The organism is Brevibacillus sp. HB2.2 (assembly GCF_013284275.1).
Lineage (GTDB): Bacteria > Bacillota > Bacilli > Brevibacillales > Brevibacillaceae > Brevibacillus > Brevibacillus brevis_D.
The window spans coordinates 1-13,026 of sequence record NZ_JABSUV010000067.1; the positions used below are offsets into that span (position 1 = coordinate 1).

Below are 13,026 nucleotides of genomic sequence, written 5' to 3' on the forward strand. Positions count from 1 at the left end.
ATTCTTCACCATACGTGGCTGCTTTTTCCTGTGGAGCGAGCGCTGCCCCTTGGACTTGTGTGGCTAGAGAGGGTACTACGACGACTGAACTTAATGACAGGATTATAAGTGCTTTTTTGAACATGGGCATCAACCTTTCCGAAATGGTTCAGTATAATTCTGGAAATCCCAATTTATTACATCTTATACAATTATCATTCTGATTACTTTAAGAGATATTGTCGAATGGTAGGCAAAGTTGACGATGGGTTGAACAGCCACGAGAAAAGCAAAGACCCTCTCATCGGTTGAGAGGGTTGAGGTAAAGGTAGACTGTCCGCGTGCGGAGTGTAATGGAGAGCATTCCTATTTCATAAAGCTTAAAGCGACGCCAATGGAATAAGGTACAAGCCATAAAATCCATACGATCAAGCTAAATTTATGGAACTGCTTGATTTGATGTTCTTTCTTTTTCAAAAGGACAACACAGGCCCACACTGTATGGAAAAACATCAAGATCAGAGCGATCAACCCAGTAATGCCATGCAAATTTAAACTGGAGTTCTCAGCAAGTAGTTTCATAAACGTAGTTCCGATCGTATCGAATGCTAAGCCAAGACCAAAAAAGATAAGGTGTTTTAACTTTAGCTCTCCTGAACGTTTTTCGCTCCATACCCCAATCGTATAGGCAATGAGAGCCAGATTTATAAAAATCACGGCTGCTGCTAACATGTAAGATCATCTCCTGTTCATTTCTTCTGACTACGCTTGTAAGTGTAATCGTTGAACATGAACACAAGATGAACGACAGTGTAAATGGAGGTACCGATGCCCCTCAAATGAGGAGCACCAGTACTGCAAAACTAGTTGTCTAGGTGCGATGGACCATCTGCATGAAACAAGTGTCTCAAGATCGCTTGACTCACTTCGGTCACTGGTTCAAAAACAAAAGCAACCAGATGTTCATGTGGCTCCAGATAGTAATTCCTGTAGCCGAGCTGAATCAACTCCCGATTGAGTCGCGCTGCATCTTCGAAACTTGCATAGAAATACAGATGCTTGGTCATGGTAATCACCTCCTTCCGCACTAAAACGTAGCAGAAGGAGTAGAATCACACCAACGATCATGATCTTGATTTCCAATTGGAAAAGGAAAAAACCCTTATTTACAATAAGGGTTCTAATGTACTCATCGTACGACGCTCATCGAGAGCACTGCTCCACTTAACCATGATTCCGCAAAAGCGTGTTGGCTCCCCGATTTATTCGAGAATACCCAAATGCCAACGTTAAAGGTGTACTGGTGCCCGGGAGACATTGCGAAGCTGAGGCTTGGTGGATTGGTCACATCAACGTAACCGGATGATTCGTAGTGACCGCCACCGTTTCCATGTACACTTTCGCTGAACAGCTTCCCACTTGCACTGTTGACCAGTTGCCCGTCCTTCAGTACGGTCAGCTCTGTGCCTGCCTCAACCATAACACTATCCGCAGATTCAATGCTAGACAGGTGCCACTTGGGCACAAAACGTCGAGAGGCGTATCCAGTTGCGGACACTTCGCGATCTGTGGAGAGCATTATGCCAAAACCCGCATGTGCCGCTATGAAGCCTGGGGCACCTATTCCACCTATTCCACCTTCTCCTGATACAGCTCCTGATCTGGCGATTAAACCGACTTCACCTGTTTCGTTATTGAGATTCTGGAAAGTGGGAGGACTTCCATCTGGGAGAAACCAGCTCCATGTGAAATCAAAAGGGGGGACAATAGCCAGCGTCCGAATGTGGGCAGTATCAGGAATGTTCAGGTCTATAGACTGTAGGTTAGATGGATCACCTTGTGCATAGACCCTTGTCTGTACTTTCGACTTCGATGTATCAGTGGCAAGGGTTTGTTCAATTTTCTTTTCGAAGCTTGCGATGAGTGTGGCAATAGAGCGCTCAGCGGCCTGACGTAGTTCGGGTTGCGTCACATTTTCACGAAATGAAATATGCGCATTCGGAGGCAGGCCATTAACGGATATGCGATGTTTCTCAGTCGTGTGAATCTCCTCCTATTATCAATCAGCTAAAATGTATCGTTACCATAAAGGAGGAACACCATACCGAGTCAGACCGACATTATATTTGCGGATTTGAAAATAACCACACAGAAAACTCATGATCATACCGCGGAGGGACCATTCTTTTACACAACACCTGATTGGTTAAAAGCAAGTCTTTTTTACGATTTGGTTGAGGAAGTAACTACTTTGAATCCGAAGAAAAAATAAGGAAAACCCTTAATAAATAAGGGTTTTCCTTTTTCATAGTCTGTTCGCTCTACCGATTATCCACTTTTTCCGGATACATATCATGATTCATCATCCGATGGCTCGCCATCTCCTCGTACTTCGTCCCCGGTTTCCCGTAGTTGCAATACGGATCGATCGAGATGCCGCCGCGCGGAGTGAATTTGCCCCATACCTCGATGTAGCGCGGGTCCATCAGCTTGATCAAATCGTTCATGATAACATTGACGCAATCCTCGTGAAAATCACCGTGATTACGGAAGCTGAACAAGTATAGCTTGAGCGACTTGCTCTCTACCATTTTGATATCAGGAATGTAGCTGATATAAATCGTCGCAAAATCCGGCTGGCCGGTAATCGGGCACAGACTGGTGAATTCCGGGCAGTTGAATTTTACGAAATAATCGCGGTACGGATGCTTGTTGTCAAAAGACTCCAATACGCTCGGGTCATAGGAGTAGTTGTACGTTGTCCCTTGATTTCCCAAAAGAGTGAGGGAGGATAAATCGCGTTCTTGTTGGTGTGCCATATGAGTACAGTCCTCTTTTCTTCATGAAAGTAAAATATCGTTTAAACGCCTCGTTTATTGCCCCAGACAAGCGCATGTAGTTGGGGAAGAACCTTCGCGTCATTCATGTCAGCTGTCGCCATCGCCTGATCGATCAGCCATTCAAAGCTCTCCAAAAGCTTATCCCGAAGCGAAGGCGTATCAGCGTCAGTCAGATCGCTGTTTCCTGGCTGCAAGTAAAAGGGAACCCCTGGAAAGCGCTGATGGATGGTGCGTGCATAGGCAAAATCGGCGTCGTCGAAAACAACCACTTTCAGACTAAGTCCTGGATGCTTTTGATCCAGGAGCTCGTGCACAATTCGATCAAGCGCTTGAAAATCTGTTTGCATCCCGGAACTAGGCGGCTTAGGAGATATCGTAATGTCGTCAATCAGTGGAAGCCACGCTTGCCACTTGCTGCCTTGTGTTTCGACTGCTGTGCGAATGCCATGCTCCTTTAAAAGGGCGATTAAGTCACCGATGCCAGCCAAAAGCGCAGGATTTCCCCCGGAGATCGTGACATGAGAAAAACGGTCCCCGCCTAAGCGAGTGAGCTCCTCCCAGACAGCCTCGGGCGACATTTGCCGGATTTCATCACGGGCAGATCCATCCCACGTAAAAGCGGAGTCACACCAGTTGCAACGATAGTCACAGCCAGCGGTTCGCACAAACATCGTTTTTTGTCCGATAACCATTCCTTCGCCCTGAATGGTAGGGCCGAATATTTCCAAGACCGGGATCATTCCATCATCCACTCCCGTCTTGCCTCGGCATAGCTGGTCGGTGTCTCGAACAGGCGAACGAACTCCACCCGAGCGCCGTCGTAGCGGTCGCGGTAGGCATCTGATTGCAACTGCTTTTCCATCTCTTCGAAAATCCACACGACCATGTTTTCGGCAGTGGTATTCATCGGAGGGAGCATTTCATTCAGATAGCGATGATCCAAATAAATTTCGATGTGCTCTTTCCAGATTTGCTTGATGTCACCGAAATCGATCACGAGTCCGATCTCGTCCGGAAAGCCACTGATGCCAAAGACAACCGTGTACGTATGGCCGTGGAGGTTTTTGCACTTTCCTTCATAAGCGTGCAGATGATGTGCAGCGTCAAAAGTAAATTCCTTGCTTACCAAAACGCGTTTGTTATGGTAGCGAAGCTGTGATTTTTGAATATGGGTACCCAGTGCCTGCATGCGATCGACGATACGAAAATCAAAGTTCGCGCTCATCAGGCTTTTTCTCCAGGTTGATTTTTCTCAGAAAGATACGTGTCCAGACCGGCTTTTCGCAGGTGGCAAGCAGGGCATTCGCCGCAGCCGTCTCCTTTGATGCCGTTATAGCAGGTGAGGGTATTTTCGCGAATATAGGTGAAGGCACCCAGATCGTCCGCCAGCTTCCACGTCTGTGCTTTGTTCAGCCACATGAGCGGCGTATGAATCACAAACGGATAGTCCATCGACAAATTCAATGTCACATTGAGTGATTTGATAAAGGCGTCACGGCAGTCGGGATAACCGCTAAAATCCGTTTCGCATACACCAGTAATCAAGTGACGTGCTCCTCGTTGCTTGGCGAAAACGCCCGCAAAGGAAAGGAACAACAAGTTGCGTCCGTCGACGAACGTGGATGGCAATTGGCCTTCTTCCTGGGTAATGTCAATATCTGTGCGGGTGAGTGCATTGGGCGCGAGCTGGTTTAACAGGCTCATATCCAATACGTAGTTTTTGACGCCGAGTTCTGCGGCAATTTGCTGGGCGCACTCGATCTCCAGCTTGTGTCGCTGACCGTAGTCAAATGTGAGGGTTTCTACTTCGCCGAATTGCTCTTTTGCCCAAAACAGGCAGGTAGTGCTGTCCTGACCTCCGCTAAAGACAACAACGGCTTTTTCCTTTTTCATCATTGCTCTCCATCTCCTCTTAATTGAATGGGAAGAAAGAGAGTTCTTGAACTTTCCTGCAAAAAAACAATAACAATACCAAAGAAAGGTACTGTTATCCAGCTTAGTTTTTTATAGAGGGAGTTCGCGAACCTCTCCCGTGCAGATGCACGGATTTCTTATTTGTGGAACCCAAGTGGGTGCCTTGAGACATTATACAACAATCACCGTAAAAGTGGGGGGATTATCGCTTGGAAAAAGATTGACGGATGGAGGGTGCTACTGCTAGTGTTTTTTCATAATCGATCAACATGGAGTGGAGTTGGTGATTTTGATAAGAGACGTCCCTTTAGTAGAAGAATATCGCGGTGGTATTCTGGAGAACGTACATAACGGCATCGTGTGCGGCGTGAATGAAAAAGGAGAGGTGGCTTATCGGGCAGGAGATGTGAATCATATCACCTTATTGCGTTCAGCAGCTAAGCCCTTTCAAGCCATTCCGATCGCTAAACGTAAAATTGATGAAAAATTCGGACTGAATAACAGCGAAGCAGCACTCTTTGCAGCCTCACATCGTGGTGAAGTCTATCATATAGAACGCTTGGAGTCGATTTTACAAAAGACCGGCATTCAGGAAAACGAATTGCTTACGTGCCCGACTTATCCACTCAACGAGGAGCCGAAGTTTGCTTGCTTGTCCCAAAGTATAGAAAAACGCAGGCTCTTTCATAACTGTGCGGGAAAGCATCTGGGGTACTTGGCGCTGTCAAAGGATCAAGGATATTCCACTCATGATTACTACAAGGCAGAGCATCCAGCGCAACAAGAGGCCTTGGAGGTGGTTGCCAGCCTTGCTGATTATCCAAAAGAGCAGGTACAGCTAAGCGTCGACGGTTGTGGCTTCCCGGTTTTTGCGTTGCCGCTCAAGAACCTGGCGATTGCTTATCTAAAGCTCGCGTGCCCGGATCTGATCGAGGATCAGAAGACGCGTGAGGCAGTAGAGAGAGTGACAGGCTGGATGACGAGGAGTCCTGAGATCATTGCCAGTCACAACTTCATCTGTACAGCTCTTTTAATGGATGAAAATATAATCGCCAAAGGCGGAGCGATGGGCGTATACGGCTTTGCTTTGAAAAAGGAGAGACTCAGCTTCTCGCTTAAGGTACTGAATGGCTCTGAATTCGTATGGCCGCTTATAATCGCGTCGATCTTGGAGCAGATTCAGTATGATAATCAGGAAACCATCGACCGACTGCATGCGCTGGCGCCAAAAGCTATTAAAAACGACAATCAGTTGGTGGTTGGGGAGAAACGACCAGTTTTTGTCTTGAACAAAAGCTAAAAATGGAGGCGAAGTATCATGCTAGTGGAAGTGATTGCGACTTCAGTTGAGGATGCAAAACGTGCGGAGCAGGGCGGAGCTGATAGGCTGGAGCTCATCTCGGGAATTTTGGAGGGAGGCATTACTCCGAGCTGGGGATTGATTGAGGCGGTGGTCAAGGCGGTTTCGATCCCCGTAAACGTCATGGTGCGACCGCATAGCCAATCGTTTTGCTATACAGAAGAAGAACTTTCTGTCATGCGGCAGGATGTACGTATCATCCGTGAGCTTGGGGCGGCAGGTGTCGTAATTGGCATGCTGACTCCGGAAAATAGGCTTGATCAGCGGGGGATGGAGCAGGTGCTTGGTGAATCAGGTTCATTACATGTGACATTCCACCGTGCGTTTGATAATGCCGTCGATCAAATGGAAGCAGCACGTATTCTCCTGGAATATCCCCAGGTTCGTACGATTCTAACTTCTGGGGGCAAAAAAACGGCAATCGAGGGTGCTGATTGCATCGAGCAGCTCGTCAAGCTGACAGAGAACACACAGCTCGCGATTTTGGCAGGAAGCGGATTGTCGCTGGCTAACGTGGGAGACCTCGTAAAACGTACGGGTGTCAAAGAGGTTCATTTTGGATCGGCAGTACGAGAGGAAGGACAGGCTCTCCGATACGTTGATGCAGAGCGAGTGGCAGCGATCAAACAACTACTGTAAGCATAAAACAAGCCGACACCTTACTTCTGGAGGGTAGCCGGCTTGTTGTTCATTTGCTTGCGTATCCAGTAACCGACGAGAAGAATCAGCGGATACAAGAACCCTATTGTTAAATCAAAGAATGGCCAGTACGTATACGTTTCGTATAAAAAAGCTTGGTTTGGAACGATGATAATCGCGATGGCGACAAATAAGATGCAAATGGGCAAGGTGAGCGACTGATGCTCCTTTAAACGGAGAAACTGCTTTATACCTACACAGAAGCCATACATATACAGTACAACTTTGAAATAAATGGAAACAAACCACATGAGAGCCATCATCGCTTCCTGCCTTTGAAAGAACTCTCCTACAAGGACTCGTTTGGCGAGGGAGTAGCTAGGAAACGTCTCACGGGAAACCAATTCTGGGCCGAGCACTAAAAGCGATAAGAAGATGACGGCAAGCAGACAAACGCCACCGTATATCGCTCCTCGCAAAAATGCAGATGTGAGCTTTTGTTTTGCATCGAGAAGTGGAGTAATCATGAGGAAAATAACCAGCTCTGAGAAGGGAAAAGCGGTCACGGAAAATACTCCTCTTATAACGGGCTTCATGCCATTTTCCAAGAAGGGGAGAAGGTTCACGAATTGGAACTGAGGGGTTAACAAAAGAAAAAACGAAACGAACGTAAGGACAAACCAGAGAAAAAAGATTTCGCTGGTCCGTGCAAAAGCTTCAAGGCCTAAACGAACAGCGTATATGGCACAGGCAACAAGTAAAAACATGACAGCTTGAATAGGTGTTGCTTTCATAATGTGCGTAGTCATGAAATCGCCAATTGTTCGTATATAGACTGCGCCATTGATTAACACAGCCCCCATAAAGAGGATGGAAAAGACTGTCCCGAGCCAACGTCCAAATACGAGCTTGTTCTTTTCAATCAGCGTTTGTTCGGGGTAGATGCGACCAACTAGACAAAACAAGTATACGATGGTTAGCCCCAGCGCCATGCCGATCAAGCCTGATAGCCATCCATCGTGACCCGCTTCAGTCGCAGGTACAGAAGGTAAGATCAAGATGGAATCTCCTATGGTGACGAATGTTACGAGGATGACAAATTGGCGGCTGCCAATTTTATCGGAGTTCTGCATGATGCATCACCTTGTCCGTAGGTTTATCTTACGTATTATTTCCAAGTTCAGGATGGATAAACGAATGGTAAGCGGGTACGGTCTCTTGTTTGATTTGTTTTCGGAATAGTATGATAATCAAGGGACAACAAAAAACTACGAGCAACGGGAGAAGGGAAGAAAAGCTGTGGAGCTGGAAAAAAGGTTGTCGGCTATTATCGGACAAGCGGAGGGGACTTGGGGCGTCGTTGTGGAGGAACAGGGCTCAGCGAAAGGAACCCGTTTTGAACATGTACCGGACGAGCTGTTTATTGCGGAGAGCGTCATCAAAGTGCCGATCATGGCTGCCGTTTTCGCGGCAAGTGAGCAGGGGCATTTTCGAGTGGATGATCAGCTTGTCCTACGCCAAGAGGATCTGGTAGGGGGATCGGGGATTTTGTACGCGCTATCCCCAGGCTTGAGGCTCACGATTCGCGACTTGGTGACCCTCATGATTATTCAGAGCGACAATACGGCGACAAATATGCTGATTGATTTGGTAGGAAAAGATCAGATTGATCAGACCATGATTGATTTGGGAATGCACCAAAGCTGTTATTCACGCAAACTCATGATTTATCCACTCGATATCACAGAAAACAATAGGATAACCGCTGGGGATGTTGCGAATATGCTAGGTCATTTGGCAACGGGCAGTTTTCTGTCTCAGCGTGCCTGCAAAGAGATGATCGGCATTATGAAAAAGCAGCAAGTCCGTAATGGTCTGCCGTCCCAATTGCCAAATGAGGAAGAATCCAATTATCATGGATGGGAACTGCCGTGTAAATCCGGCTGGGATACCGGCAGACAGCATGATGTAGGCTTGCTGTATACGAACAATCGCTGCTTTTCGATTACGGCCTTATCCAAAGATGTAACCGCTCAATCCGCTGTGAACACACTGGGATTACTGGGAAGAGCTGTGTATGACTACGCTATTTTGGCTGTCGATAATTAGATCGGCAGCTTTTTTTAATTGTTGATGGACAGAACTTGTTTGGAAACCTTATCGATCTCTTGCAATTCCGACGAGGTCAAAGAAAAGCGCATAGTTTTGACATTTTCCTCCGCATGATGGACCTTGGACGCACCTGGAATCGCAAAAACCGTTTCGCCATGAGCGTGAATCAACCAGTTCAAGGCAATTTGTGTAGCGGATGCATCGTATTTACGTGCAAGCCCCTCCAGGACTGCGATGAGCGGTTGGGACTTTTTTAGCCCGGTGGAACGAAAGGGTGATGTCCATTTTCGGGGTCCTGTAATGGATTGAACAAGGGCTGGATTTTTATGAAACTTGCCGCTTAGAATCCCTTGCTCAAGCGGAGAATAGGCGATAATGGCAATGCCCAACTCTTTTGCCGTATCCAGAATCCCGTTTTGTTCGATTCGTCTGTCCAGCAGGCTGTATTTCACTTGATTGGAGATGAGACGCAGCCCATGCTCGCGCAATAAGCGATCAGCTTCCCGCATGTTTTTGGCGGAAAAATTACTGACGCCTACGTTCTGTATCTTGCCTTGCTTGACGAGCTTGGCCATTTCATTCATTTCGCTTGCAACAGATGACAAGGAGTAGGGCTGGTGGACTTGATGCAAATGGATGGTGCGGTTGTCGAGTAAACGAATGCGCTCGTCGATTGTGCTCCCGATGCTTTTGGCGGTGCGAAATACAGGCCACCATTTTGTCGCAATATGAGCAGAATCAGCTAGTGTCCCGGCGTCTTTAAGGGCTTTTGCCAGCATCTGTTCTGATTGACCTTTGCCGTATACTTCTGCGGTATCAAACCAGTTAATGCCCCCATGCAAACTCGTCTGCACAATTTTTAAAACATCGTCAGGTCCAATGACAGGCCAAAACTTCCCCACTATTCCGTTTCCATTGCTAAACTGCCAGCAGCCGAGACCGAGTGGAGAAAGCATCAGGTCTGAGCCCCCCAATTTACGTAAGACAGGTGTTTCGAGTGCTCCCAAGCCACTTCACCTACTCCCGTTCAATTATTGGTTTAAAATGCTTTCTTCCAATACAGCATACTTGTCGCCGTATTCCTTAATGATATGCTTTTCGCCCCATAAGCAGAGCGAATCGAGAATACTTTTCAAGGTCCAGCCGTACTCGCTGAGCTCATACTCTACTTTTGGCGGAACTTGATTGTAAATGATCCGGCTGATGATACCATCCTCTTCAAGCTCTCTAAGTTGCTGTGTCAGCATCTTCTGCGTAATGCCCGGCATCAGTCGTTTCAACTCACTTGTACGTTTTTTTCCGTGAGTCAGGTGACACAAAATAACGCATTTCCATTTACCGCCGATGACCTCAAGTGTAGCTTCCACTGATATGTTATACTTCTTTTTCACTGTTGATTTCCTCCTAAACGATAGGTACTTATTAGTGCCTATCACACAAAAAAGTGCGTACTTTTTCTTTTCGTTAGTTTATCTCATAATAACACTTGTCAAACGACATGAAGCACATTAGGTGACTGGAAACAGTCATACTAACATAGAGTACAAGAATGGAGGAGACAAGTTATGCCAAAACATTTGCAAGATACAACTACACTGTACAACGGAGTAAAAATGCCTTGGATGGGTCTGGGTGTTTTTAAAGTAGAGGAAGGTCAGGAGCTTGAGCTAGCTGTAAAAAACGCAATCAAGCATGGCTACCGCAGTATCGACACAGCCGCTATTTATAACAACGAAGAGGGTGTTGGCCGTGGAATCCGTGCAGGTTTGCAGGAAGCGGGCCTCACTCGGGAAGATCTTTTTGTTACCTCTAAAGTATGGAATGCGGATTTAGGGTATGAGTCAACGTTGGCAGCATATGAAACGAGCCTGAAAAAACTTGGGCTGGAATACTTGGACTTGTACCTCATTCACTGGCCGGTAGAAGGAAAGTTCAAAGAAGCATGGAGAGCATTGGAGACGCTGTACAAAAAAGGATTGGTAAAAGCGATCGGGGTGAGCAATTTCCACGTTCATCATTTAGAAGAGCTGCTTAAAGACGCTGAAATTAAGCCGATGATCAACCAAGTGGAATTCCATCCGCGATTGTCCCAAGATGAACTGCGTGCCTACTGCAAGGAGCAAGGGATTCAATTTGAAGCATGGTCTCCGCTTATGCAAGGTCAGCTATTGGACAATCCAGTACTAAAAGGAATTGCAGAAAAACACGGGAAGTCCATTGCCCAAGTCATTATACGCTGGGATTTGCAAAATGGCGTCGTGACCATTCCAAAGTCGACCAAAGAGCATCGAATCGTCGAAAATGCATCCGTATTTGATTTCGAACTATCGAAAGAAGACATGGAAATGATTCATTCCCTGAATCAAAATCACCGTGTTGGTCCAGACCCAGATAACTTTGATTTTTAATAGCTGACGGTAAACAAAAAACTCCTGATGATTTCAGGAGTTATTTGCGTTGAAGAAAAGGAATAGGAATCAAATGACTTCTGGCAACTGAATGTCGTCCATTGTGATCACACATTCAAATTGATTGGGGGAGTCGTGGTGAACATGCTCCTTGAAAATACCCATTTTCACGAAAAAGCGCAGGCTGGTGTAAACGGTTGAGAGTGTGATGTTTGGCATCTCGTTTTTCAAAGCGTGATAAATGTCTTTGGCTGTATAGAATTTCCGAGTAGTAAGCATAAGAAGGAGTACGGCTCTTCTTTGGATGGTTAATCTTTTTCCTAGATGCTTGACTTGTTGTGTGACACTGACAATATGATCGTCCATTACAGGTCACCTCGTTCTTATATTATAATAATTACTATATGATAATTATCCTTTTTATTTTGTGTGCAGTCAACTTTTTCTTTCCGTATCTTATCCGGCTCATGGCTTGCGTGTGCATGTTTCTGGGGGATGCGTAAATCTTACATAAGAGGGATGAGGAAAAAGGGGTTTTCTTTTCCACCAAAACATGGTAGTGTATGTGCGGATTTTGCTTACGTGATAATGTCAGGAGTGGGACCATGTGGCACGAAAAAGACGAACCGCAATCCAGATGAACAGTCCACAGCGAAAAGTACTCGAATACGGCATGCTGGTTCTAGGATCGCTAGTATTGGCAACTAGCTTCAATCTGTTTTTAAATCCAAACCAAATTGCTTCTGGAGGCGTTTCTGGGCTATCGACGATTTTACACAACTTGTTTGGTTTTTCTCCAGCCGTGGTGCAATGGGCAATGAATATTCCTTTGTTTCTATTAGGATTCAAATTTCTCGATCGGCAATACAGTATGAAGGCGGCGGTTGGCTCCATTGTTCTCCCTTTGTGTGTCATGCTGACCAGTCATCTGCAGCCGTTAACCACGAATCTTCTGCTTGCAAGTATTTATGGAGGAATCGGGGTGGGGCTTGGGATTGGTATCGTGTTTCGGGGGAGAGGATCGACGGGCGGTTTTTCAATTGCAACGCAAATCCTCCACAAATATTCAGGAATTAGCTTGGGTGCATGTGTAGCTGTGTTTGATGGACTGGTGATCTTGTTTGCAGGGATTGTATTTGATCCGGAAAAAGCATTGTATGCACTTATCGCATTGTTTGTGACCAGCAAGACAATTGATATTGTTCAGATGGGCTGGAATACATCCAAAGTCGCTTATATCATTTCGAATGAAACAGATACACTGAGAGAAACCATCTTGTACGATTTGGACCGCGGTGTCACTTTGTTGGATGGTGCAGGTGGATATACTGGAGACGCGCGTAAGGTGCTCATGGCAGTTGTCAGCCAAAGTGAAGTGAGCAAGCTTAAAATCATGGTGCGTTCGGTGGATCCCGATGCATTCATTATTTTGTGCCCTGCTCAGGAAGTGTTAGGAGAGGGCTTTCGAGCAGGATAATATTAATAGAAGAAAAGAGCGGTGGGGAGTAATTCCACTGCTCTTTTTTCGTTCGATTTTTATTATGAATGAAATTATTTTAGATTTTCTATTGCTTTTAAAATTTATACGTGCTATATTAAATCTCGTGAGCGGGACACACACGAAACGCACATAACGAAAAACAAATCAAATGCCGGTGTAGCTCAATTGGTAGAGCACCTGACTTGTAATCAGGGGGTTGTGGGTTCAAGTCCTATCGCCGGCACCACTACCTAATCAGTAGTTGGGAAACGAAATGGAGCGCTTGATAGCGCG

The 13,026-nt window shown here is 46.1% G+C and carries 16 protein-coding genes, 1 tRNA gene and 1 riboswitch; of the genes, 6 read left to right on the forward strand and 11 right to left on the reverse strand.

Annotated features, from left to right (window positions below; genetic code table 11):
* Positions 1–345: 345 nt before the first annotated feature.
* The 7 genes from HP401_RS28655 to queC form a co-directional block, all read right to left on the reverse strand.
* On the reverse strand, positions 346–711 hold the full coding sequence (locus HP401_RS28655; RefSeq protein WP_173607509.1) for an HsmA family protein: 366 nt from the start codon (positions 709–711) through the stop codon (positions 346–348).
* A gap of 131 nt (positions 712–842) precedes the next feature.
* Positions 843–1,046, reverse strand: a complete 204-nt coding sequence (locus tag HP401_RS28660) for a hypothetical protein (protein WP_016738696.1) — start codon at positions 1,044–1,046, stop codon at positions 843–845.
* A 122-nt stretch (positions 1,047–1,168) separates the two neighbouring features.
* Positions 1,169–1,951, reverse strand: a complete 783-nt coding sequence (locus HP401_RS28665) for a hypothetical protein (protein ID WP_173607510.1) — start codon at positions 1,949–1,951, stop codon at positions 1,169–1,171.
* Positions 1,952–2,300: 349 nt separating this feature from the next.
* Positions 2,301–2,798: a preQ(1) synthase gene (gene queF, locus HP401_RS28670; protein WP_007729714.1), complete on the reverse strand. Its 498-nt coding sequence runs from the start codon at positions 2,796–2,798 to the stop codon at positions 2,301–2,303.
* A gap of 41 nt (positions 2,799–2,839) precedes the next feature.
* The gene (gene queE / locus HP401_RS28675) at positions 2,840–3,559 is read right to left on the reverse strand and encodes a 7-carboxy-7-deazaguanine synthase QueE (protein ID WP_142497240.1); all 720 of its coding nucleotides are present in this window, start codon (positions 3,557–3,559) and stop codon (positions 2,840–2,842) included.
* Positions 3,556–4,044 (reverse strand): 6-carboxytetrahydropterin synthase QueD, encoded by a 489-nt coding sequence (gene queD / locus HP401_RS28680; RefSeq protein WP_015892823.1) that lies wholly within the window; start codon positions 4,042–4,044, stop codon positions 3,556–3,558. The genes queE and queD overlap by 4 nt, the downstream gene beginning before the upstream one ends.
* On the reverse strand, positions 4,044–4,712 hold the full coding sequence (gene queC / locus HP401_RS28685) for a 7-cyano-7-deazaguanine synthase QueC (RefSeq protein WP_173607516.1): 669 nt from the start codon (positions 4,710–4,712) through the stop codon (positions 4,044–4,046). Before queC ends, queD begins: the two co-directional genes overlap by 1 nt.
* A gap of 97 nt (positions 4,713–4,809) precedes the next feature.
* Positions 4,810–4,853: riboswitch (PreQ1 riboswitch) on the reverse strand.
* 154 nt (positions 4,854–5,007) lie between these two features.
* Here queC and HP401_RS28690 point away from each other — a divergent pair.
* Positions 5,008–6,033 (forward strand): asparaginase, encoded by a 1,026-nt coding sequence (locus HP401_RS28690; RefSeq protein WP_173607511.1) that lies wholly within the window; start codon positions 5,008–5,010, stop codon positions 6,031–6,033.
* Positions 6,034–6,051: 18 nt separating this feature from the next.
* The gene (locus tag HP401_RS28695) at positions 6,052–6,732 is read left to right on the forward strand and encodes a copper homeostasis protein CutC (RefSeq protein ID WP_173607512.1); all 681 of its coding nucleotides are present in this window, start codon (positions 6,052–6,054) and stop codon (positions 6,730–6,732) included.
* Positions 6,733–6,752: 20 nt separating this feature from the next.
* On the opposite strand, the gene HP401_RS28700 is transcribed toward HP401_RS28695, so the two are convergent.
* Complete coding sequence (locus tag HP401_RS28700) at positions 6,753–7,865, reverse strand: GerAB/ArcD/ProY family transporter (protein WP_173607513.1); 1,113 nt, start codon at positions 7,863–7,865, stop codon at positions 6,753–6,755.
* 166 nt (positions 7,866–8,031) lie between these two features.
* Between HP401_RS28700 and HP401_RS28705 the strand changes: the two genes are divergently transcribed.
* Complete coding sequence (locus tag HP401_RS28705) at positions 8,032–8,841, forward strand: serine hydrolase (protein ID WP_173607514.1); 810 nt, start codon at positions 8,032–8,034, stop codon at positions 8,839–8,841.
* Positions 8,842–8,855: 14 nt separating this feature from the next.
* Here HP401_RS28705 and HP401_RS28710 read toward each other — a convergent pair whose 3' ends face one another.
* Together HP401_RS28710 and HP401_RS28715 are read right to left on the reverse strand one after the other, a co-directional pair.
* Positions 8,856–9,800: an aldo/keto reductase gene (locus HP401_RS28710; RefSeq protein ID WP_173607517.1), complete on the reverse strand. Its 945-nt coding sequence runs from the start codon at positions 9,798–9,800 to the stop codon at positions 8,856–8,858.
* Between the two features lie 75 nt (positions 9,801–9,875).
* Positions 9,876–10,235, reverse strand: coding sequence for a winged helix-turn-helix transcriptional regulator (locus tag HP401_RS28715; protein WP_016741407.1), 360 nt, complete (start codon positions 10,233–10,235; stop codon positions 9,876–9,878).
* Positions 10,236–10,409: 174 nt separating this feature from the next.
* Between HP401_RS28715 and HP401_RS28720 the strand changes: the two genes are divergently transcribed.
* Positions 10,410–11,252, forward strand: a complete 843-nt coding sequence (locus tag HP401_RS28720) for an aldo/keto reductase (protein ID WP_173607515.1) — start codon at positions 10,410–10,412, stop codon at positions 11,250–11,252.
* 69 nt (positions 11,253–11,321) lie between these two features.
* Here HP401_RS28720 and HP401_RS28725 read toward each other — a convergent pair whose 3' ends face one another.
* Entirely contained in the window at positions 11,322–11,618 is a 297-nt protein-coding gene (locus HP401_RS28725; protein WP_142497247.1) for a Fur family transcriptional regulator, read from the reverse strand.
* A gap of 241 nt (positions 11,619–11,859) precedes the next feature.
* On the opposite strand from HP401_RS28725, the gene HP401_RS28730 reads away from it, so the two are divergent.
* A complete protein-coding gene (locus tag HP401_RS28730) occupies positions 11,860–12,729 on the forward strand; it encodes a YitT family protein (protein WP_015892813.1) in 870 nt (289 codons plus the stop codon).
* Positions 12,730–12,903: 174 nt separating this feature from the next.
* Positions 12,904–12,979 (forward strand) — tRNA-Thr (locus HP401_RS28735).
* Positions 12,980–13,026: the final 47 nt, after the last annotated feature.